The 22,763-nt window shown below is 45.4% G+C and carries 16 protein-coding genes; 8 read left to right on the top strand and 8 right to left on the bottom strand.

Translation table 11 applies throughout. The annotated features are described in order from the left end of the window. The first annotated feature begins 73 nt into the window (after nucleotides 1-73). A complete protein-coding gene (locus WC841_04350) occupies nucleotides 74-1,057 on the top strand; it encodes a serine hydrolase (GenBank protein ID MFA5828556.1) in 984 nt (327 codons plus the stop codon). Between the two features lie 81 nt (nucleotides 1,058-1,138). Here WC841_04350 and WC841_04345 read toward each other — a convergent pair whose 3' ends face one another. The 4 genes from WC841_04345 to WC841_04330 form a co-directional block, all read right to left on the bottom strand. Continuing rightward, entirely contained in the window at nucleotides 1,139-1,957 is an 819-nt protein-coding gene (locus tag WC841_04345; protein MFA5828555.1) for an MBL fold metallo-hydrolase, read from the bottom strand. A 76-nt stretch (nucleotides 1,958-2,033) separates the two neighbouring features. Then, entirely contained in the window at nucleotides 2,034-2,621 is a 588-nt protein-coding gene (locus WC841_04340; protein ID MFA5828554.1) for a transposase, read from the bottom strand. Nucleotides 2,622-2,674: 53 nt separating this feature from the next. Beyond that, on the bottom strand, nucleotides 2,675-3,742 hold the full coding sequence (locus WC841_04335; protein MFA5828553.1) for a ComEC/Rec2 family competence protein: 1,068 nt from the start codon (nucleotides 3,740-3,742) through the stop codon (nucleotides 2,675-2,677). After that, complete coding sequence (locus tag WC841_04330; GenBank protein ID MFA5828552.1) at nucleotides 3,711-4,004, bottom strand: helix-hairpin-helix domain-containing protein; 294 nt, start codon at nucleotides 4,002-4,004, stop codon at nucleotides 3,711-3,713. Before WC841_04330 ends, WC841_04335 begins: the two co-directional genes overlap by 32 nt. Nucleotides 4,005-4,113: 109 nt before the next feature. Here WC841_04330 and WC841_04325 point away from each other — a divergent pair, with 109 nt between their 5' ends. Genes WC841_04325 through WC841_04315 form a run of 3 tightly spaced genes read left to right on the top strand, consistent with a single transcriptional unit; the run spans nucleotide 4,114 to nucleotide 6,339 of the window. Next, nucleotides 4,114-4,764 carry a hypothetical protein gene (locus tag WC841_04325; GenBank protein ID MFA5828551.1) on the top strand — a complete coding sequence of 217 codons (651 nt, stop codon included), beginning with the start codon at nucleotides 4,114-4,116 and terminating at the stop codon, nucleotides 4,762-4,764. Beyond that, the gene (locus tag WC841_04320; protein MFA5828550.1) at nucleotides 4,730-5,479 is read left to right on the top strand and encodes a hypothetical protein; all 750 of its coding nucleotides are present in this window, start codon (nucleotides 4,730-4,732) and stop codon (nucleotides 5,477-5,479) included. Before WC841_04325 ends, WC841_04320 begins: the two co-directional genes overlap by 35 nt. Before the next feature lie 2 nt (nucleotides 5,480-5,481). Then, nucleotides 5,482-6,339 carry a hypothetical protein gene (locus WC841_04315; GenBank protein MFA5828549.1) on the top strand — a complete coding sequence of 286 codons (858 nt, stop codon included), beginning with the start codon at nucleotides 5,482-5,484 and terminating at the stop codon, nucleotides 6,337-6,339. 76 nt (nucleotides 6,340-6,415) lie between these two features. On the opposite strand, the gene WC841_04310 is transcribed toward WC841_04315, so the two are convergent. The 4 genes from WC841_04310 to WC841_04295 all read right to left on the bottom strand — a co-directional run bounded on the left by WC841_04310 (nucleotide 6,416) and on the right by WC841_04295 (nucleotide 11,323). Next, nucleotides 6,416-6,964: an endonuclease domain-containing protein gene (locus WC841_04310; protein MFA5828548.1), complete on the bottom strand. Its 549-nt coding sequence runs from the start codon at nucleotides 6,962-6,964 to the stop codon at nucleotides 6,416-6,418. A gap of 247 nt (nucleotides 6,965-7,211) precedes the next feature. Continuing rightward, the gene (locus WC841_04305; GenBank protein MFA5828547.1) at nucleotides 7,212-7,793 is read right to left on the bottom strand and encodes a hypothetical protein; all 582 of its coding nucleotides are present in this window, start codon (nucleotides 7,791-7,793) and stop codon (nucleotides 7,212-7,214) included. 198 nt (nucleotides 7,794-7,991) lie between these two features. Beyond that, entirely contained in the window at nucleotides 7,992-10,739 is a 2,748-nt protein-coding gene (gene ppdK, locus WC841_04300) for a pyruvate, phosphate dikinase (protein ID MFA5828546.1), read from the bottom strand. Between the two features lie 329 nt (nucleotides 10,740-11,068). Further along, on the bottom strand, nucleotides 11,069-11,323 hold the full coding sequence (locus WC841_04295; GenBank protein ID MFA5828545.1) for a hypothetical protein: 255 nt from the start codon (nucleotides 11,321-11,323) through the stop codon (nucleotides 11,069-11,071). Between the two features lie 164 nt (nucleotides 11,324-11,487). Here WC841_04295 and WC841_04290 point away from each other — a divergent pair, with 164 nt between their 5' ends. The 4 genes from WC841_04290 (at nucleotide 11,488) to WC841_04275 (ending at nucleotide 22,740) form a co-directional block, all read left to right on the top strand. Further along, nucleotides 11,488-12,981, top strand: a complete 1,494-nt coding sequence (locus WC841_04290; GenBank protein MFA5828544.1) for a hypothetical protein — start codon at nucleotides 11,488-11,490, stop codon at nucleotides 12,979-12,981. Nucleotides 12,982-13,022: 41 nt separating this feature from the next. Then, nucleotides 13,023-14,018 carry a hypothetical protein gene (locus WC841_04285; protein ID MFA5828543.1) on the top strand — a complete coding sequence of 332 codons (996 nt, stop codon included), beginning with the start codon at nucleotides 13,023-13,025 and terminating at the stop codon, nucleotides 14,016-14,018. 4 nt (nucleotides 14,019-14,022) lie between these two features. Then, entirely contained in the window at nucleotides 14,023-14,850 is an 828-nt protein-coding gene (locus tag WC841_04280; protein MFA5828542.1) for a hypothetical protein, read from the top strand. Between the two features lie 90 nt (nucleotides 14,851-14,940). Continuing rightward, on the top strand, nucleotides 14,941-22,740 hold the full coding sequence (locus WC841_04275; GenBank protein ID MFA5828541.1) for a LamG-like jellyroll fold domain-containing protein: 7,800 nt from the start codon (nucleotides 14,941-14,943) through the stop codon (nucleotides 22,738-22,740). Nucleotides 22,741-22,763: the final 23 nt, after the last annotated feature.

The raw sequence follows: 22,763 nt of genomic DNA, 5'->3' as shown, positions 1-22,763 counted from the left end.
TCTATTACTTGCTCTACATGCACTTTACTATTAATAAAACCCAACCCTCACCTATATACTAGACAAGAGTGCCATGAAAACATTTATCCGTCGACATTACCCAAAAGCAATTATGATTATTGTTTCCTTTGCCGTCGGCTATATCATCTCCCCTCCGGGCAATTCTCTCGTCAAAGAAATCCGCCTTAAGGGCAGTTATCAATACACCAATCCCCTGCTGGAATGCGACTCTGTTAATTTAAGCAACGCCACCAACCTAAACCACCTCCGCGACCAAATAAAAAACGCCATCTCAACCGAGACTAAAACCGGTAATATCTCCTACGCCTCTGTTTACTTTCGGGATCTCAACAACGGCCCCTGGTTTGGTATCAATGAAAAAGATGATTTTTCCCCGGCTAGTCTTATCAAGGTCCCCCTAATGATCGCTTACTACAAACAAGCCGAAACTGACCCCACTATCCTGGAACAAAAAATTACCAACACGCAAGTTGATGATGCCTCCAATTCCCAAAATATCATCCCCGAAGTCACCCTAACCCCCAACCGGTCTTATTCTGTCGATGAACTCATCGACATCATGATCACCTACTCCGACAATCTCGCCTACGAACTTCTCCTCAAAAACATCGACGGTCGTTTCGTCTTTCAGGTTTACAACGATATGAGTATTGATATTCAGACAAAACAATCCGGCAATCCGGCCGGTAATATTCTCTCCGTCAAGGATTACGCTTCTTTCTTTCGCGTCCTTTATAACTCTTCGTATCTCAACAAAAATATGTCAGAAAAAGCCCTAAAGCTGCTCACTCAATCTAATTTTAACCTTGGGATTGTCGGTGGCACTCCAACCAACATAGAAGTTTCCCACAAATTTGGCGAAAGACAGTTTCTTGATATCGAAGAAAAGCAACTTCATGATTGTGGCATTGTCCATCTCCCCCAAAAACAATATCTTCTTTGTATTATGACCCGCGGTCAAGATTTTACCAAGCTCGCCAGTTTCATCAAACAAACCTCCGCCACCATTTTCTCTGAAATTAACCAAGAGAATTAACCTAATCTCCCCTTATTGCATCGCTCCGCCCATGCCTGCAGATTTACACTCCATACCAGATTACAGATTACTGATTACTGATTACTGATTACTGATTACAAACTCTATCTCCCCCATCATATCAGTTCTTAATATCTGTATCCCCCTCTCGTTAAGCCTTTTTATCACCTCCTCCGCCGGATGCCCAAAATTATTTTTTCCCACACTAACTACCGCCATATTCGGCTTTACCGCTTCCAACAATTCCTCGCCCGTAGCCGTATCCGACCCATGGTGACTCACCTTTAATACTACTTTCAGATTTTCAGACTTTGAGGCTTTAAGACTTTGAGACTTTTCGACTATCTGTCTCCACACCAGTCTTTGCTCCACTACCAACGGCGCATCTCCCATCATGAAAAACACATAGTCCTTATAACTTAACACCCCAACCACCGAATTAGCGTTATCCTCATCCTCTCCTTTTCCCTCAACTCCCTCCGTTGACAGTATTTCAAAACTCATCAATCCATATTTGATGACATCACCGCTCTTTAAATTACCTGTATAATTTATTTGTTCAAAACCCGCTTCCGGTTTAGTGCCGGAAAACACTTTTTCAATCTTGTAATAATTCAAAACATCTCTTATACCACCGGCGTGGTCCAAATCCCAGTGGGTTATTACCGCTAACTCCAGTTGCTTATCCCCAAACGGCAAATTATCCTCCAAACAATTCAATACCTTTCTGTTCTCGGGACCTGCATCTATAAGCATCTGGAAATTACCATAAACCACCAGTGCCGCATCCCCCTGACCGACATCACAAAACACCATTTTAAAATTATTGTTTGGCCTGTTAACCCACCACCAAATTCCCAGCCCTATCAGGCTAACTACTAATAATATTTTAATTTTCATAAATTATTCCTAATTTTGTACGGGCGGACCGGTGTGTCCGCCCTAAATAAACATCGCCTATCCTGCGTACATATTGTCACAAAACCTGCCCACCGGTAGACATGTTTGCCTTAATATAATTCTTGACCTTTATATATTCTTTTTCATTTCTGATAATCCTTTCATAATAATTTCTTTGCCAAATTCGCTTATCAAATTTCGGCCAATTGTTTAATGTTCTTTCCTTAATATATTCATTGGTGGTTATTGTTTTAAACCATCGAATAACATCTCCTAATTTAATGGGAATTTTCTGTACGGGTGCATCATTTGGTTCGACACATCGGTCGACCCCTACCATTTTCTGTACGGGCGGATCATTTGGGCAGGCACATCGGCCTGCCCCTACGATTTTCTGTACGGGCGGACCGGCGTGTCCGCCCTTATTAATATTTTTAATCACAATTATTCCGTGTATATGATTAGGCATAATCACGTATTCATCCAAATTAATTTTATTATCAAAATGATTAGACAATTCGTTCCACCAATAATCCATCATAATTCCAATATCATTTATTTCCGTGTACGGACGGACGACGCCTACCCGCCTCTGGCGGGTGTCCGCCCTAAATAAACATCGCCTATCCTGCGTACATATCGTCACGAAATAATACCCACCCATCGAATAATCATATCCCTTCAATCTAATTGATTTTCTATTTCCAAATATCATTTTTATCCTTTTGGGTCGACACCCCGGTCGACCCCTACATTATTCTGTGGGGGCGCATCAATTGGGCCCGCCCCCACGATTTTCTGTACGGGCGGACCGGCGTGTCCGCCCTTTCTTCTTAACAAAAACCACCCCAAAATCAAATACCACCCCGCCAACATCAACCAATTAAATTTCACTTCAAAACTCGCCCATTTCATATTCCCCATCCACTCCGTTATCACTACAAAATATTTCAACAGGGGCAAAATTAATATCAACACCACCTCGCCCAAAAACGGCCAAATCAACCCCGCCGCCACCCCCACTCCGCCCACAACAAATACTGTTTCCGCCAAAAACATTACCAAAAGATTTGTAAAAGGCGATATCAGGCTAATTTTTCCAAACACCATTGCCATCACCGGCGTAATCCACAAGCTCACCCACACCGTCGTGATAAAATTACCAACCATATTTAATATATATTTATTTTTAATTCGTAATTCGTAATTGTTAATTCGTAATTGACTTATTACTCCAATAAACGCCAGAAACGACAGCCAAAAACTAACCCCACCAATCATTGTCCGGTCAGCAATCACCATCATCGCTACCACCAAAATCAAACTTCTCCAAACATCGAATTTTCTTCCCAAAAGTTGCGCCCAATATAAAATCGAGACCAACAAAACTGCCCTGATTACCGGTGGTTCCCACCCTACCATCCCGGCATACCCCCATACCAAAGTCAATACTCCCACAATTGTCTTTTTCCGCCCCAAAAATTGGGCCAAATTTTCAATCAATAAGCTGCTTAATAACACCACATTTGTCCCGCTCACTACCACCAAATGCACCACTCCCGACACCTTTAAGTCTTTCCAAAAATCTTTTTCAAACCCACTTCTATCCCCCAGAAGCATTCCGGCCAACAATCCCGCCTCCCGCGGCGGCAAACTTTGATTTATTACCCCAATCAAACTATCCTTATTTATAAACTTGTACATCGAAACCACCCCCATTCCCACCAATACCAATCCCGCCATTACCATCCATTCAGATAGTGATCTTGTCCTTAATTTTTTCAAACAATTTCTCTCCTATCCCGCTGACTAACTTAATTTCCTCTGTATTCAAAAAACCACCGTTTTTCTCCCTATACTCTATTATTCTTTTAGCTATCGCCGGCCCGATACCAGGCAAAACGTCCAACTCTTCGGCCGTGGCCTTGTTGATATTTATCCCTGTTCTAATTCCTGTTCCCGCCGCCGACGGGGCCACCACTACTCCCTTTACTGCTCCCTTCTCCACCACCACTTCAGAAACCTGTTTTTGGCCCTCGATTTCCATTCCCACCCCCAACGCCACCATTAATATCCCCAAAACCAAGATTAAATCAATAATCCACTTGGACCTCCACCATTTCTTGCCCATCTCCAAAAATGCTACCATAATATTAATGCAATCCATTGCCTATTTTTTCATCACCACCACTCTTGCCTATCTCTTTTCCATTTCCCCCTATACTCATCTGACCCCTCAGCTAATCGCTCTCCTGGCTATCATCACCCTCGGACTCTCGATTTACAAAAAAACTCTATACCTCAATCTTATCGGCGCTATTGTTAACGTCATTATTTTCACCACCGGCGGTCTCAATTCCCCCGGCTTTTTTCTCGTCTACTTTCTTTTATTTATTTCTGCCTTCCGGCTTTCGCCCTCCTTCACCCTGGCGTACTCTCTAATCATTATTATTTTTCTCTCCCAATCTCTAAACTCCGCTTCCTCCCTCATTCCTCTTCTTTCTCTTCTCCTAATTGATCCCCTTGCCTGGTTTGTCAGCCGTCAGTATTTGGAAAAGACTACCCTTGATCGCCAGATTTCCCAGGAAGAAACCGACATTCTCCTCTGGCATTCCCTAAAATTTAAAGGTTTCATCAAAAACACCACCGATTCCATCACTAACCTTCTTGGCAGCTCCGACCTTACCTCTTCCCAAAAAGTCTCTCTGACAAAAATAAAAAACGACCTAAAATATATATCCAATTCCTCCAATAAAGTATCAAACTATATCAATGAAGATAGCGACAGAACCATTGATGAAATCTAAAATCTTTCTAACTCTTTTCTTATTACTAATTACTAATTACTGGTTACCAATTACCAGCCACGCTCAACGTTTCTCCTCCGATAGCTACATTATCGACATGGGGAATTTCAACATGACCTCCGGCAAAAAATCCTCCACTACTTATCAGCTTACCGACACTGTCGGTCAATTTGCCCCAGGGAAATTCAGCCTTGACGGTGGCTATATTGTCAAATCCGGTTTTCAATACATCTACGATCTTTTATTCGATTTTTCTTTCAAAATCAACAATCCCGACCTGGCCATAAATTTTGGCACCCTTACCCCCGACATCGGCACCACCCAAAGCCATACTGTCACTGTCTCCTCTCCTTCCGGCCATGGCTATGATATCTATGTTTTGGAAAACCACCCCCTGACCCTAGTCGGTTCACAAACCACCATTCCCGATACTTCCTGCGACCAGGCCACCTCGTGTACCGTTTCTTCCTCCAATGTCTGGAACTCGCCCACCGCCTACGGCTTTGGCTACAATGTTTCCGGCATCGGTGCCACTTATTTCCCCACTTCCAGCCACTACCGTCCCTTTGCCACCTCAGGCCATATTTTTATGTCTGAAAACGTCCCGTCCCGAAGTCGGACTGCTTCTATTACCTACAAAGTCAACATCCTAGCCACTCAATCCGCCGGCAACTACGAAAACGCCATTACCTTTATTGCCATTCCCAAATATTAACTATGTTTGATATTACCCTAAAACCAGCCCAAACCGAATTCGTCGTTCTCCCCGGTGGTGTCATTACTCAGGTTTATAACGTCACCAATAACTCCAACACCAGCCTTGCCGTCGACGCCTCTGTCCTCCCCTGGAAACCAACCGGACCCGACGGTTCCGTCACCTACGACAACGTCGCTTCCACCAATTACCTTCAGTTTTCCCTAACCAATCAGGATAACCGGCTTGATAGCCCCTTTGTCCTGATGCCAAAATCCACCCGTCAACTTGTCCTCAAAATTGAAGTTGCCCCCGATGCCAACCTTGGTGATTATTACTACACCTTTTTTATCTCGCAGCGACAAACCTCTGCTACCTCTGGTTCTTTTTCCGGAACTTCGGGTAAAATCGGGTCTCATATCCTTCTCTCCGTTTCCCAAACCGAAAACCCCGCCACCGATATTTCTGTTGATAACTTTAAAGCCACCCCAAAAATAAAAGATATTTTCTTCACCCCTGTTACCTTCTCGGCTCAAATTAGAAATGACTCCGGCTTCTATTTTAAAACTATCGGTGACCTTACTATTTCCAAAAATGGCCTCGTCATCAAAAGAATCGAGCTGAGCCCTCTCAATGTCCTTTCAAACCACCGCCGTAATCTCCAGTGCCAGGAAAGTTGTACCATCTCCCCTCCCTTTTGGCCGGGTGCTTATACCGCCACCATCAACTTTGACCCCTCCATTTCCGCCAAGTCCTTTTCTACTACCTTTTTTGTCTTTCCTTTTTCCCTGCTGATTTTGCTGATTATCCCTGCACTAATCTTCATCATCAAAACCCAATCGTCATTACGAGCAAAGCATGGCAGTGTTACACGTTCCTAAATCTACCCCCACTTCGAACCTTACCCCAAACCCTTCCCCTGTCGACCGGCAAACCCTACCTCCAAACCCCTCAGTCCTACGGACAGCTCCCCTTGACAGGGGAGCATCTAATAAATTCATTAATTTCTTTTTCTACTTTTCCAATATCATTTATCACATCCTTATCGCTTATTCTTAACGTTTTAATTCCACAGGTATATAAATATTTATCTCTTAGACTATCTCTGTCCTTCCTAAGGTTATGAGAATCACCGTCTATTTCAATAGCTAAACTTAATTCAGAACAATAAAAATCAACGATAAACCTGTTTATTGGTTTTTGTCTGGTAAATTTATAACCTAAATTCTTTTTCCTCAATAACTTATTCCATAATAATTTTTCACTTTCTGTTTCATTTTTACGATTATTTTTTGCTGCCCATGTTAAAGAATCCCTATATTTCAAATGATATTTTTTAGTTTTAGCCTCAAAAATAATACCGGTTTTCATCCCCGTCCCATTTTCTCCCCTGTCAAGGGGAGAATACAAGAGGGGTTTGAATTTTAAATCCTCCTCTTGATAGGGAGAAGATGACATATTATGCCTTGACCTGTCAAGGGAAAGGTTAGGACAGGGTTTAAACACAAAAGGGGTTTTAATCTCAAACCCCTCAGTCCTACGGACAGCTCCCCTTGACAGGGGAGCGTTAAAAAAGGGTGATTTAAATTTTTTCTCTTTTCCCAATTAAAAAATCATCTTTTTAAAACAGAAAAAAGAAAAACACACACACCGGCCCGGAAGAGAAACAAAATCAAAAATAGAAAGCGTAGCGCTTCCCACCTTCTCCTTTGCCCTCTTCCGGACCTCCTAACGCCAGACTGCGCCCGCCGAACTAGTTCGCTGGTTTCCTCCCCTCAAGAGAGAAGAACACCAGGTTCATGCTTAGACCTTCGTCCGTATAGGTCGCATTCGTGACCTTCCACACCAGGTCTTGGATTCCCATATCGTTGGTCCCCGCAATCCGCGAAAGCGCTTCTGTGATATACGTCTTATCCTCTTCACGGATGCTTGGAACAAGACCAAAATCGACCTCTACCTGCTTCACCGCGCCAATACGGGTATTCCCATCCCAAGGGTAGAGAATATATCCTTTTTCCCACCCAAACACAGAAATGGCAAAATCCCCAGATCTGCGCTGACCTCGCGCCTCATCCCAAACCGTACCCTCGGTAGAGTCTACAATCTCCACGGTCAAACTCCAGAGTGCATCGTCCGGAAATGACTCGAGTGGCAGTTGCACCAACACTATCGTCGGCACAACCTCGACTTCCGCTTCAGTCATCCCTTCGAGGGTGTCTGCAGGCACAGGCGCAGGCGCAACACCCGGAGTAACCTCACACCCAACCACCAACATAGCCAGCAGCGCGACGAATAGCAAAACATAGCGCTTCTTCACAATCATCTCCTTTTTCATAACATAAGTGATCTTTCACGACCCAAAAGTAAAAAATACCTGATTTTTCACTTTTGGACCGGAAAAACCACTTGTCTGGCATCAGTTTTTAAGGTACTTAAAGAACACCCCCATTATATCATATTATAGGATTTATTTCAATACCCATACCAAAAACCCCGCCGTTTAAGCGGGGCTTTAATTCCACCTTCAAGAGCTTTATTTCTTTTCTTCCACCGCCGCCTGAGCTGCTGCTAATCTGGCAATCGGCACCCGATAAGGCGAACAGGATACATAATCTAGTCCTATTCTATGGCAAAATTTTACAGTATCAGGATCTCCGCCCTGCTCACCGCAAATCCCTACGTGCAGATGCTTTTTAGTTCCCCTACCAAGCTCTACTGCCATTTTCATCAATTTACCTACTCCCACCTGATCAACGCTCTTGAAAGGATCTTCCACCAATATTTTTTGGCTGATATAATCCTTCAAAAACTTTCCGGCATCATCTCTCGAAAATCCATAGGTCATCTGGGTCAAATCATTCGTCCCAAACGAGAAGAAATCAGCCTCTACCGCAATCTCATCAGCCGTTACTGCTGCTCTCGGAATCTCAATCATTGTCCCAATCTCATAGTCAAGCTTTACCCCCATCTCTTTCATGGTTTCCTCAATTGCCGGAACCAATCTGACCTTAAGCCACTTCAATTCTTCCACATCACCCACCAACGGAATCATGATTTCCGGCTTGATTGTATGGGCAGACCGATGTGTCTGCCCTTCTTTTGACACCTCGCAGGCGGCTGTCATTATTGCCTTTACCTGCATCACAAAAATCTCCGGGAAAGTAATTCCCAATCTACAGCCTCTGTGTCCCATCATTGGATTAAACTCATGCAAAGAATCTATTTTCTCCTGCAATTTTTCGGTAGTTATTCCCATCTCTTTGGCCAAAGCTTCAACATCCTCTTTCTTTTGAGGTAAAAATTCGTGAAGCGGTGGATCCAATAATCTTATTTTCACCGGCAGCCCCCTCATAATTTCAAACAATTGTTTAAAATCATTTTTTTGCATTGGGAAAATCTTTTTCAGAGCCACTTCCCTCTGCTCCAAAGTATCCGCCACAATCATCTGGCGGACCGCAAAAATCCTATCCTCGGCAAAGAACATATGTTCGGTTCGGCAAAGCCCGATCCCCTCCGCCCCAAACTCCCGGGCTGTCTTTGCATCCTTGGGTGTATCTGCATTGGTTCTTACTCCCAATTTTCGATACTTATCCGCCCATTTCATAATCTGCTCAAAATATCCCGATAACTCGGGCGCCATTGTCGGTACTTGGCCCAAAAGCACTTCGCCTGTTCCTCCATCCAGAGTTATTATGTCCCCCTCATTTACCACCAAATCACCTACTTTAAACATCTTTCCTGCTTCTAGCACTATTACGTTCTCAGCGCCAGACACACAACATTTACCCATACCTCTGGCCACTACTGCCGCATGAGAAGTCATCCCGCCCCTGGCCGTCAAAATCCCCTGGGCTGCATTCATTCCCGAAATGTCCTCTGGGCTTGTTTCCTGACGAACCAGTATTACTTTCTCTCCTTTTTCTTTGGCTTCAACTGCCGCCTCGGCATTGAACACCACTTTTCCCGAAGCTGCTCCCGGACTAGCCGGTAACCCCTTGGCTATTACTTTAAAATTTGCCTTGGCTTTTGCATCCAATGTCGGGTGAAGTAACTGATCTAACTTGTCAGCCTCAACCCGAACCAAGGCCGTCTTTTCGTCAATCAACCCTTCCTTTACCAAATCACACGCCACTCTAACCATGGCCGCTGCCGTTCTCTTGCCGTTCCGAGTCTGCAGGATAAACAAATTTCCATTTTCAATCGTAAATTCCACATCCTGCATATCTTTATAATGCTTCTCCAACTTCTCAAAGATGTTGATCAACTGGGCATACACCTTCTCGTTATCTTCCTTCAGGGACTCCAAGTGCTTTGGCGTTCTTATTCCCGCCACCACGTCTTCTCCCTGAGCATTCATCAAATATTCTCCGTAAGCTTTGTTTTCTCCGGTTGAGGGATTTCGGGTAAATGCCACCCCCGTCCCACAGTCATCACCCATATTTCCAAACACCATGCTTTGCACATTCACGGCCGTCCCAAATATTTTCTTTTCATCGATTTTATTTAGTTGGCGGTAAACATTGGCCCTAGGGTTATTCCACGACCCAAAAACCGCATTAATTGCCCGCCACATCTGCTCTTTGGCATCTTCGGGAAATTCGCTGCCTTTCTCAATTCTGTAAATCTTTTTATAACCCGATACCACCTCTTGCCAATCCTCGGCTTTCATTTCCGTATCGGCCTTTATCCCCTTTTTGGCCTTAACCTCAGTTATCACATGCTCGAACTTCTCATGCTCCACCCCATCGACTACATTGCCAAACATCTGCATAAATCTTCGGTACGAATCCCACACAAACCGCCCATTTCCGGTTTTTTCAATCATTCCCGCCACCACTTTATCATTAAGACCTAAATTTAAAATAGTATCCATCATCCCCGGCATTGAGGCGGCTGCTCCGGACCGAACCGATACCAAAAGCGGATTTTTTGCATCCCCAAACCTTTTTCCCGTATTTTTTTCCAGTTTCTTCAGTACTTCCTCAACCTCTTCTACCAGCCCCTTCGGATATCTGTCTTCCGACTTTCCGGCTTTCAGACTTTCAGACTTTTCGACTTTGAGACTTTCGGACTTTTCGACTTTGAGACTTTCTGCATAATATTTACAAACTTCAGTTGAAATCGTAAAACCCGCCGGTACCGGAATCCCCAAGTTTGTCATTTCCGCTAAATTTGCCCCTTTTCCGCCCAATATAAACTTCATATCCTTGTCACCCTCGGCTTTTCCACTACCAAAAAAATAGACGTATTTTTTCATTTTTTCTGTTTTTGATGTTTTCATACTTTCGACTTTTAGACTTTTAACTTTTAGACTCGTTTACTTTATCCTTTTGACCACCAAAAATCAACCTATTAAATACACACCTACAACCTCACTTATAAAAAACTCCGGTCTCTCTCAACCTTGCCAAAGAATTAAACCCTCAAACAGCTTGTCTATACCTGAAAACGATTGTGTCCCCTTTCGGTTTTTCTACAATAACAGATACTGGCGAGTCTTTAACCATCACCACACTTTCCCCTTTCGATTTTTGTTGATCAATCACCTCACCCCTTCTAAAAATCTCTGCCACCACACCTTGCCCCCCTATACCTGCATTTTCATTAAAACTAAGCCCCCCGGACGCACTTTTCTTTACAGACCCTCCCACCAACTTCTACCCTCGACCCGAACATTTCTAGGCTTACCCTAAAGCCCCCTTCCGGAACCCACACTTGCCCAATAACACCCGAAGTCGGGCTTGAGCAATTATCAACTCGTATTCCATCTATTTCGAAAAGATCTCCACTAGAAACTACAGCGACAACTCCTTCCCCCTCCAAAGATTCTCCTTTTCTCAACACCTCAACTTCATACTCAGCCATAACCCATTATAGACCTATATTCTTTAAAAATCAACCTATTAAATACACATCCCGCCCCAACTCCCTTTGTAATAAAATTTACCCACCTACTCATTGACAATAGTTAATAACTTGGTCTATCTTTAAGGTATAGGAATTATTGCCATTTTTATAACTATTTATAAATGAAACGTACCATTCGTGAGCTCTCCGTTTTTTCCTGCCTGTTAATCGTTTGTTTTTTCTTTTTTGCTCGGACCAAAAAACTCGAATCCGCCCCCTCCACCAACGTCAAGGACGTTCTCTCCACCTCCCAACTCTCATATTTTGCCCGGCTTAGCGCCGGAAGTTCTGCCGGCGACAATGTTATCAGAGTATCAATGACCGCTGGCACCGCCCCATCACTTAACACCTCCAATTTATTCGTGGGAGACACCATCGCAATCGGTTTTACCGGAGCTGACCTAAACGGTCCGATGACCGTCTATACAGTTCGGGACATTGGTAATACCGCCTCTATCCAACTAAATACCGGCATCGGTGTTAGCAATAATTTTGCCGGTGCTGCCATTGTCGCCACCAGATCCGCCGTCCATACTGTCCATTTCACCCCCAAATCCACGTCTCCGGGAAACAAATGGCAGTTTCTCATCAAAGCCACCTCGGTCACCGGTAAAGAAGCCGACGGTATTCCCGACCAAGACGGTTTTGACCTCGGTCAGGATGTCGGTGGCACCCAAACCGGCCTGGGTACCAGGGTTAACCTTGCCGATATTACCTGTCCTTTTGGCGTTACCGCTTCCGCCACCGGTACCACCGCCGTTATTACCAATGGGTCGACCACCAGTTCCTTTCATATCATCGAATGCGCCCTTGCTGCTGGCACCACCAATCCTGTTGATGTCGGTGTCTCCATGGTTATTGGAACAGACCTCGCCACCGGCAGTCAGTTAATTAATCCGAGTGCCTCTTCTAGCCACACCCCGGGTCAGGCCGATTCTTCCGGAGACACATATTTCTATTACGTTCGCCATACCGACAGCACTGGTGCAGTATATAGCTCCGACACCACCGCCGGCCGAATTGCCTTGGTAGAAGCAGTTCGTGTTACTGCCACCGTCGACCCGACACTTACCTTTACCATCGGCACTTCCGGAGTTCTAAGCGCCGGAGACTCACTTTGCGGTTCCCCTCTAAGCGCCGCCGCTCCCAACACTACCGCTACCGCTGTCAATTTCGGATCTCTAAACTTGTCCGTATTCAACGATCTCGCCCAACACCTGTCCTGTGTCACCAATGCCGACAACGGTTATGCCGTCACAGTTTTTGAGGAAAATAATATGAAAAATATCAACACCACCACCACCATCCCCGACACCGACTGCAATGGTGGCTGTTCATTCACCACCGCCGCCGCCTGGACGGCCGTTGACACGGCTCGGTCAGAGTGGGGTTATTCAATCGAAAATATTAATGTCGGCACCTCCATCTTTGATTACAACACAGGCTACAAATCTTTCGGTATAGGCTCCACCAGTGCCCAAACCATTCTCTCTAGCGCCAGTCCGCCCACTACCAGCGAAACCGCCTGGGTTTGTTATCGCTTATCGGTTACCAACTTCCAAGAGGCCGGAAATTACGAAGGCAAATTGGTATACACCGCCACGGCAACATTTTAAATTTGTAAACGGTAATCTGTAATTAGTAATCTGTAATTAAAATGAAAACAAATCAAAAGAAATTATCACAAATTCTGGCCCTATTTTTGTTACTGATTACCGGTTACAAATTACAGGTTACCCAGGCAAATGCCCAATCCGCCCTTGGCCTTTCCGCTATTCCCCCCCGACTTGAAATCTCCCTCAATCCGGGTGAAGTCGTCACCAGAGAAATCAAAGTCCGAAACGAATCCTCCACCGAAAGAGTTATTACCACCATCACCTCAGACTTCATTGTCAACACCGACGATGGCACCCCGGTAAGGGTCGCCACTGATGAAACCCAAAATCGCTGGGCCGCTAGCAATTGGGTTCAGGTCTCCCCCTCTCAGATAAAGCTTAAACCCGGAGAAACAAAATCATTAATGTTGTCAGTCCTGGCTCCCGACGATGCCATCCCCGGCGGTCACTATGCCATGGTTCTTCACAGTCCCCAAAACGAAGCTGTCCTGGATGCCACCGGCTCTTCCATCGAGACCAATGTCGGTACTCTTGTTTACATCACCATCGCCGGAGACATAAAGCAGGACGCTCAAATCACCGATTTTTCCGCCCCCATCTTTCTTGAATATGGCCCCGTCGATTTCACTACCACCATAAAAAACCTCTCCGATATCCATATCAACCCGATTGGCCACATCGCTATTTCAAATATCTTCGGCAAAAACGTCATTAATCTCCCTCTCAACAACACCAACATTTTCCCCTATACTAGCCGAACTTTCGAAAATACCTTTAGCAAAAAATGGTTATTTGGTCGCTACAAAGCCAACCTTCAGGCCGGCTATGGTACTGCCGGAGGCCTATTGGCCGCCACCATTTTCTTCTGGGTAATCCCATGGAAGATTATTGTCCTGGTTGTCGCCACCCTCGCCCTTTTGCTCATCTTGATAAAACTGATCGGCCAAACCAATCCGCCCAAAAAGGACGCCCAAAAAGTCGAAAAACTCGAAGAAGAACTCTCAGAGCTCAAGAAAAAATACAAAGACAGCAAATAATCCCATGAGCTTCATCCTGTTCCTTTTTTTTCTGGCACAGGCATTTACTCCGAAAGACTCTCTTGCTTCTCTGTATACCGTCCAACCGTCAGCAGTTTTGGTTTCCGCTTCAATCGGCGAAAACGAAATCACCGTCTACGGCTATACCTCTCCTCTCTCAAAAGTAGAGATGGAAAGCACCAATGTTTACTCCCAGACATACAGCGATACCACCGGTTATTTTATATTTCTCAAAACCCTCTTACCAAAACTACCCTCAGAACTCTGTTTCCGCTCCACCGACGATAGTTTTCGTCAATCCGTTCCCGTCTGTATCCCCCCTCCACCGGAAACTAACTATCACACCGAAACCGGCCCCATCCTCCTCTCTCCCACCCTGACAATTGACACTGCCAAAATAAAACCAAATTCTACCGCTCTTGCCTCCGGCCAAGCCATCCCCGACTCAGAGATAAAAATTGAATTTTTCAAGGTGACCAACTCCGCCCTTTCTTTTCCAAAAGAAGTTCAAGCCTATTCTCTCCCATCCCTCACCACCAAAACCAATACCGCCGGAAATTATGAATTTAACCTCCCCACCGCCTACTCCAGCAATTACCGCCTGTACACCTCTGTAAAATATCTTGACAGCAATTCACCGAAATCGAATACTCTTCTTTATACTCTTCCCTCCCTTTGGTGGTTCTATTGGCAGCAATACTACTTCTTTATCGTCCTCATCCCCGTCTTCCTTTTAACCCTCTTTATCTTTTTCATTCTTTTATTCAAATCTCACAAAATTGAATCCACTCTCCAAATCTACCCCCGCTTCGTCCCCCGCCTACCTTACTAATTTTCTACTTTATTACTTTTAGACCTGCCTGCCGGCAGGCATGGCTTTTAGACTTTCGACTTTCCGACTTTCAGACTCTATACTTAATTGATGTCATTTCACAAAAGGGCCAGCTCTTTTTCTTACAAAACCCTTCTTATTATCCTTGTCTTTCTTCTCATCCCTATTGTTCTTCTCATTCGTATCAATCAAAAAAGAGCCTCTATTAAAGCCGCTTCTTGGCCTGTCACCGCCGGTGAGTGGTTAAAACGCAAACAGCTTACCCTGGCCAACAACTCCGGCCAAACTCTCGACGCCAATACCACCTATTCCCTTACCCTCAATACCAAAGCTCTAGTTGATTCCGGTGACCTTCAATCAGACTGCGCTGATCTTAGAGTTTATTATCAATCTCTCACCACCAACGCTCAGTTAAACTACTATGTTGATCTCCCCTCCTCCGCCACATGTGCCACCTCTGCCAGTACCATTATTCATTTCCCCCTCCAGGCGGATATGGCCAACTCTGCCGTCGATCCCAATTACTTTCTTTACTATTCCAACCCAAATGCTGTTGACGCCTCGTCCATTTCCGCTTTTAATATTGGCTCCAAACAGGCTACCTTTTATTGTGGTTTCAACGGCAACACCACCTGCGCTACCGCCTCCGGTACCACCACCCCCACCACTTCCTCCGGTGCCATTCGCTATTCCGGAGCCAATAGTGCTTTAAGTTTTGGAAGTGGAGACAATGTAAGCAAAACAGGCACCCTATTGTCCGGCTCAAATTTTTTTACTGTAGAATTTTGGTTTAAAGCTGCCGACAACCCGATAAGCTCGCAAATTATGTCGCTAACAAACGGAGGAGGAGACGGAGGGTCAGGCGTTTTTCATTACTGGGGAGACGGAAGACATGACATTCAAGCATATACTTTTAACGGTTGTAAAGATTATAGCGCTTCAAGCGCAAACATAACTCATAATCTCTGGTATCACATCGCCATTGTCCGAAACGGTGCCGATATAAAATATTATTTAAACGGCAACAATTATGCTACCGGAACCGGGCTTTGCACAACACCAACCATATGGTCAGGATTTAATATTGGCTCCAATAACTACAACGGGATTGTTGACGAAGTAAGAGTTTCCAGTGTCGCTCGTTACACCACCGACTTTACCCCCCAAACCACCCCCTTTGTCCGCGATGAATTCACCAAACTTCTTCTTCATTTTGACGAAAACGGGGATGACCCCAGAAACTCCGGCAAGGCCATCGACGATTCGGGCAACGCCAACCACGGCACTATCACCGGTGCCAAATATGTCGGTGGGCTTGTTGGCATCGACTCCTCAACTCTCGACACCGGCACTCTCCCCACCCAATCTTATGCCGCACACCCGGGAATTTTTCTGGAAGAGGCCACTACCAACAAAATTACTAATCCCAGTTTCGAACACGGCACATATAGTATTGGCTGGACCGATGGTGGAAATGATTTTTCCACCTTTACCCCAAATATCGCCAAAAGAAATGCCGGCACCGGCGCCACCGCCCCTTTTGCTGCAGGCGTTCTTATCCAGGGAGATCGCTGGGGAGATGCTAACGGAGACTCGCTCGCTTTCCCCCTTGGTTCTCAAATTGCTGGCAATCTTTATAACCAATTCGATAGAAAACAAGGAAGTATTACCTTTTGGTACACCCCGGAGTTTAATTCTGATGACGACACCTCAGTACATGGATTATTTGCTTTTAGTAGCGATTGGAACGGCATAGAACTAGTGTATGACAGTAGGGTGGGTTATAAATATTTTTCCTTGGGAGTAGACGAAAAATATGCAACTAAAAGCCAAACCTTAGTTGCCGGAGCCACCTATTTAATCACAGCAAGATGGTCGTCTGATTATAATCTTGATGGAACAAATTACTTAAGCATCTCTGTGGGTGACTCTCATTCTTATGGGGGAACCTCTGCCCCAACTATTGATGCTACGAATTCAAATATCTATATCGGGAAAGGAATTAGCGGCGGTATCGGGGTAGCAGATGGAATTATCGAAGGTTTAACTATCTATCGTCGTCCCCTTTGGGATGGCGCCTATGGCATAAACGCCGGCAACGGAGATGAGATAGCCTTAATCCACGGTAGCGGAATCGGCAAAGATCCCGCTACAATAACCGGTTCTTGGGACGTCGTCTTTGCCCTGCCTACCAACTCTTCGACAGGGACATTGGGTTTAGGCACAACAGCAACCGGAGAGGCCTGGTCCCACCCCCATGCTTCCAATGTGCTATATACATCGACTACCAATACAGGTGGATTTATGATGAGCGGTACTGCCCCCAATGATGGCTGGAACGTAATCCCTTGGTATAAAGTGGGTGGCACAACCGGGCAAGTGGCAGCTTATCAGGCAATTGGAGCTGGAAGTTCAGCGGCAAGTTATGTCAATCTGGCTAATCCGGGAACATACAATCTAACCTCCGGCACCGCACCCACATGGTCAGCTTCAACAGGCTGGACATTTAACGGAACCAACCAATTCTTAACAACAGGTTTAACACCTTCTGCAAATACCTGGAGCTATCTAGTAAGATTCTCTGATGCGAATACCTCTGATTACTGGAGAGCTATTATCGGTACAACCGATAACAATAACTGGTCCGTTGCAGTATACCCTATAGCTGGGGGTGGCGGCTATAAAGCATATTACAACGGACATTATGATAGCTTATATCTCTCCGGTGCGGTAGCTTCCGGCGTGATGGGCATGTCCTATAACAAAGGTTACCTTAACGGAACCTCAGAACCAGGTACTATACCAATAATAAATCCGCCAAATAAAAACCTATATATCGGGGCAAAAAATACTAATTCCGGAGCCGATTCTTTCCTACCCGGAAAAATCCAGGCCGCCGCCATCTACAACACCACCCTCACCGCCGACCAGGTAGCAAATGTTACGGATGCTATGGAGACACTTGATGCGGGTGGCACCTACCTTTCGGTAGCCCCTCTGGCAGCCAGCGAAAAAATATATGCAGGCGGCTATAAATTTACCACTACCGGTGCTAACCAAGGTATTAGTACAACGAAAACAGGTCTTACCGCCGGCCAAAATTATGTTGTCAGAGCTATCGCCAACAGTGGCGATGGCACTGGTCAACCCAAAATCTTTATTTATGATGAAACAAACGGGGCAGATATTACTAGTTACACCGGCACTGTAGGCTCCGGCAGAACCGCACCCGACGTAATGTTATTTACCTTTGAACTACCGACAATTGCAAAACATGGAGTATCTGCAGATTGTACCTCCATAACAGTCAAGCTCGTTAATGCTGCTAACTCGGGCACTGTTCATTGGCATCAAGTAGAATTACTGCCAAATCAGGTCAACGGACCCTCAATGGAAACAGGCTCCGGAACTCCGTGGTTACCAACGGGTTTTACAATTACAAGTGGAACCGAAGGCGAAGCCGAACAAGAATTATCTGATGTTAATTCTGGTTTATCAGCCTGGCAAATCAACGGGATGAGCACATACGGGAAAAACGGTACTTACGACCTAGATACAACGTTCTCTACGGGATCGTTTATAAATGTTGGTTTTGCTGCAAAAGGAGCATCGGATGCCAACTTTGGATTTCATGAATGCCCAGACCCCTATAGAAATATGGTCGCCACCAGTACCGGAGGCAGTACATGGAAAAATTTCTTTAATGCTGTCAGAATGCCAACCTTATGCGGGGAAGGATCTTATCTTTCTTTTTACTCTTGGACTGTAGGCATCGTTGACGATCTATATGCTTTTCGGCTCTCCGACGTTTCTCTTACGGTTACCCCGGCAACTTCTACCAATTCTCTCGAATCCAACCGAATCCGAATCGACGGTACCGATACTTACACCCATACCCTCCTGGGAACGGGCACAACGATTGGTTCAGTCGTCTTTGATTACACTCCCCGACATTCCGCCTCAATCATTAATAAATTCGGATCTACCATGCCATATATAGCCGAATTTTACGGCGATTCCGATGACTATATCAGGCTATATTGGTCAGCTGCCAACACCATCAAACTTGATTATTCTATGGTTGGCTCCACCGCCAGTGCCACCTGGGACGCCAGTGCTGTCACCGCCGGTACCACCTATCAAATGTCCATTGGTTATACCGGTGGCGGTACTATGTCCTTTATCCTTGACGGCACCTCCCGAATCTCTTTATCCTCCATCCCGGCTAATTTTGGCACCGCCCCTTCTACTGCCTTTTGGGGCACCAACCAAACTGGACTAAATCAAGCTGATGCCACCTTTTTACCTCAGCCCGCCAGCTTTATTCAAAACACCATCTCTCCCTATTTCAAATTTGGGGCAAAATCAACCACCATCAATAACTCACTTGCATCTGATCCCAGAGGTTTTGTAATACCCATCAACACCGGCTCCACCGCCACTCACACTCTCTCCGCCTACGTCTACGATGGTACTACCGGCAACATGGGTGGGGCTGTTTCCTCGACCGTCGCCCAACTAATTTTCAATGGTGTTGCTGTTGGCACTACCTATGTCGATGCTGGTGGTGGTTGGTGGCGACTCTGGTATCGGGGTACAGCCGGTTCCGATTCTCAAAACTACGGCCTTCAGGTTAAATCCGGAAAAACTATTTATGTCGATGGTTTTCAGTTGGAACAAAACCAAACCCTAACCACTTATACCGACGGTAATATGGGAATAGGTTATTCTTGGACAGGAACTGCCAACGAATCAACCAGCACCAGAGCTATCGCTCAAACAATTTACAATACCGCCATCCCTACAAACGATACTACCGGAACCGTCAGCCTCTGGGTTAAACCTAATTGGAACGGATCCGACGGCCCCGCTGAACAATGGGACACTTTAACTTATCTAAAAATAGGTTCGGGAGGTTACGGCTGGGGAAATGGGTTTTTTATAGGAAATTACTCTAACAATCCCGGCGACACAATAAGTAGTTTCAGAGTCGGTCATTATGGCACAGGCAGTGGCACCGCTACTGTTTCAACCACTATCACCAAAGATAAATGGTATCACCTTGTTTATACCTGGAACGAAACAACCGCCCAACTGTTCGTCAATAACGTCGCCAGTTCAGCCATTACCTTTAATACCCACACCGATGATGGCCGAGTGGATTTCATTCCTACCAGTTACGGCTCACCACATAGCACCACCATTTCTAACGCTAAATTCTATGACGATCCTCTTACCGCCGCCGAAGTCGCCGACCTTTACTATTCCGGCCTCGGCTCTCATCAACAACAATCAGGCTATACCGAGCGCTTTACCGACGGCGAACCGTCAACCTCTTATTGGAAACTTGACGAAAATACCGGTACTATTCTCAATGATTCTATCAACATCAACCACGGGGCTCTGGGCTCCGGTAGCTCCTCACCTACCTGGGCTATTGGCACCTCCTGTGCCGTCAACTCCTGCCTTAGTTTTGATGGTTCCGATGACTATGCCATCGTCAACGGCAGTCTGACCGGTTTAAAAAGTCTTTCCTTTTGGATCAAGCCGTCTGCCTCTTCTACCCCGATTTTTGATTTAAATGGCATCCAAACGGTTACTCTAACAAACAACATTCTTCAAGCCAATGGCCTTACCTCTCCCTCTATCTATGTCAATGGCGCCGCTACCTCTGCCGTCCCTTCTGATATCTGGTCCCAGGTTCTTATCACTTCTTCGACTTCTTTTGGTCTCTCCTCTCTCAAAATTGGCCAATCAGGCGCCGACTTCTTTTCCGGCTTCCTGGATGAAATCAAAGTTTTTCCCTATGTTCTGTCCTCTTCTGAAATCAAAAAAGAAACTAATCTTGGTAAAGCTGTCGTCATTGGTGAAGAACCCGGCCAACCGGTAGTCACTCCCATTTCCAAAAAACTCGTCGCTCATTGGAAATTTGATGAAGGCTATAACACCATCGCTCATGATTCTGTCGGGACTAACAATGGCACATTCGGCACCGGCTCCTCCGCCCCCAATTGGTCCAACGATGGAAAATTCGGCAAGGCGTTAAGTTTTGATGGCAATGATTATGTCACCCTCTCTACAGGTGCGGAATTTGATCTCACCAGTGTAAACCCTTCCATTTCTCTTTGGTTTAAAACAACCGCAAGCAGCGGAACACTCTACGGGGATTATGCTGCAAATAATACACTCAATGGTTTCCTTACAATCTCCGGCGGAAAAGCATCAGGCAGTTTTAGAGATGGTGGAACTTTCATACTCTCTGTCGGCGGGACAAAAATTGTTAACGATGATAATTGGCACTATGTCGCCTTAGTCAAAACAAGCGATACAACTTTAAGTTTATATATTGACGGTAAGTTGGATGCAACAGGATCTAACTCAAGTTATAACAATTCCAATCTCATAGGTGGAGTTCTCCCCAGTCTTGGAAGGAATCCTGAATATAATAATGATTTTTATACTGGCCTCCTTGACGAAGTCAAGATTTACAACCATGCTCTCACCGGCGACGAAATAAAACAGGACTATAACCTTGGCTCGGCTGTTGTCTTTGGCACTCTCTCCTCCGGCACCGGCAACACCGCTCCCTCCTCTGCCGCCAGCCAGGAATATTGTATCCCCGGCGATAGTGCCGCCTGTTTACCACCTGTTGGTAGGTGGGATTTTAATGAGGGTGTCGGCAACTCTACTTATGACACTAGCGGAAACAATAACACCGGTGAAATAGTAAATGCCAGCTGGTTATCAGGAAGAATCGGTAAGAGTTTGCGTTTTAACGGTGTAAATAACTATATCAAAAACATTCGAATTCCGATACGGACTTCCGGTAATCAAGTTCATACTATCGCCTTGTGGTTTAAAACTTCCGCCGCCTCATCCGGACCGCTCATCCAGTTTGGAGATGCCAATCTCCCCGCTACTTCTGCAAACGCAGACGAAGCTATCGGCTGGAGAAGCGCGAACGGAGTTCTGTCGGTCAGCAACTATTGTAATAACTCCAGCCACTTATACACCAATTCCCAGGCTTCGTATAGGGACAATAAATGGCATTTTTTAACTTATGTCGTTGATGGTACTTCTTCAAAGTTATTTGTCGATGGAATTCTCAGGGGACAGAACACCTCTGTGACCAGCAGCAATATCCAAACCTATGCTTCAAATCCATATATGGGAATCGGATTAAGAACTAGACCTTCCGGTTCGGATATTGATAACGACGATTTTGCCGACGCAATAATTGATCAAATCCTGGTTTATAACTACGCTCGTTCCCCCGCCCAAATCGCCCTTGACTACAACCACGGTAGACCAATTGCTCACTACAAAATGGACGAATGCCAGGGCACCGCTGTCCACAATTCCTCCTCCGACACTTTTCATGGTACCCTTTCCGTTGGTGCCTCCGGCACCCAAACCTCTGCCGGTACCTGCACTACTTCCGGTGTTTGGTTCAATGGTGCCACCGGAAAGATAAACAGCAGTCTCAACCTTGATGGTTCTGATGATTATGTCTCTGTTGGTGATATCGGTACCAGTGCTACTGCTGTCAGTTTCTGGATTAAACCTTCTTCTACAAGTCAAAGTATTCTTGAATTATCCGCCTCCGACAGTATCGCTATATCCTCCGGTACTATTACTGTTACCGGTTTTGGTACCGAAACTGTTTATGTTGATGGTCGTCTATCCTCCACCATTCCCGATACTAACTGGCACCACATTACTGTTGTTTCCTCTGCTTCTCTTCCTGCCAATACGGTTAACCTAGGCAAAGTCGGCTCTACATACTATTCCGGCCTCATTGACGATGTCCAAATATATAACTACCCTCTCACACCTACTCAGATAAAAACAATTTTTAATTCCAACGCCGCCATCAAGTTTTCTGACTGAAGGAAGTTGCTAATTAATCAGCA

Source organism: Candidatus Shapirobacteria bacterium (assembly GCA_041659325.1).
GTDB lineage: Bacteria > Patescibacteriota > Microgenomatia > UBA12405 > UBA12405 > JBAZYN01.
The sequence above is the reverse complement of the archived record's forward strand: the minus strand, read 5'-3'. Positions and strand labels throughout refer to the sequence as shown.

Bases quoted from the DNA above. Each gene is read 5' to 3' on its own strand.
- WC841_04350 (MFA5828556.1), top strand. From the start codon at position 74: ATGAAAACATTTATCCGTCGACATTACCCAAAAGCAATTATGATTATT.
- WC841_04345 (MFA5828555.1), bottom strand. From the start codon at position 1,957: ATGAAAATTAAAATATTATTAGTAGTTAGCCTGATAGGGCTGGGAATT.
- WC841_04340 (MFA5828554.1), bottom strand. From the start codon at position 2,621: ATGGGTGGGTATTATTTCGTGACGATATGTACGCAGGATAGGCGATGT.
- WC841_04330 (MFA5828552.1), bottom strand. From the start codon at position 4,004: ATGGAAATCGAGGGCCAAAAACAGGTTTCTGAAGTGGTGGTGGAGAAG.
- WC841_04325 (MFA5828551.1), top strand. From the start codon at position 4,114: ATGCAATCCATTGCCTATTTTTTCATCACCACCACTCTTGCCTATCTC.
- WC841_04320 (MFA5828550.1), top strand. From the start codon at position 4,730: ATGAAGATAGCGACAGAACCATTGATGAAATCTAAAATCTTTCTAACT.
- WC841_04315 (MFA5828549.1), top strand. From the start codon at position 5,482: ATGTTTGATATTACCCTAAAACCAGCCCAAACCGAATTCGTCGTTCTC.
- WC841_04305 (MFA5828547.1), bottom strand. From the start codon at position 7,793: ATGAAAAAGGAGATGATTGTGAAGAAGCGCTATGTTTTGCTATTCGTC.
- ppdK (MFA5828546.1), bottom strand. From the start codon at position 10,739: ATGAAAACATCAAAAACAGAAAAAATGAAAAAATACGTCTATTTTTTT.
- WC841_04295 (MFA5828545.1), bottom strand. From the start codon at position 11,323: ATGGCTGAGTATGAAGTTGAGGTGTTGAGAAAAGGAGAATCTTTGGAG.
- WC841_04290 (MFA5828544.1), top strand. From the start codon at position 11,488: ATGAAACGTACCATTCGTGAGCTCTCCGTTTTTTCCTGCCTGTTAATC.
- WC841_04285 (MFA5828543.1), top strand. From the start codon at position 13,023: ATGAAAACAAATCAAAAGAAATTATCACAAATTCTGGCCCTATTTTTG.
- WC841_04280 (MFA5828542.1), top strand. From the start codon at position 14,023: ATGAGCTTCATCCTGTTCCTTTTTTTTCTGGCACAGGCATTTACTCCG.
- WC841_04275 (MFA5828541.1), top strand. From the start codon at position 14,941: ATGTCATTTCACAAAAGGGCCAGCTCTTTTTCTTACAAAACCCTTCTT.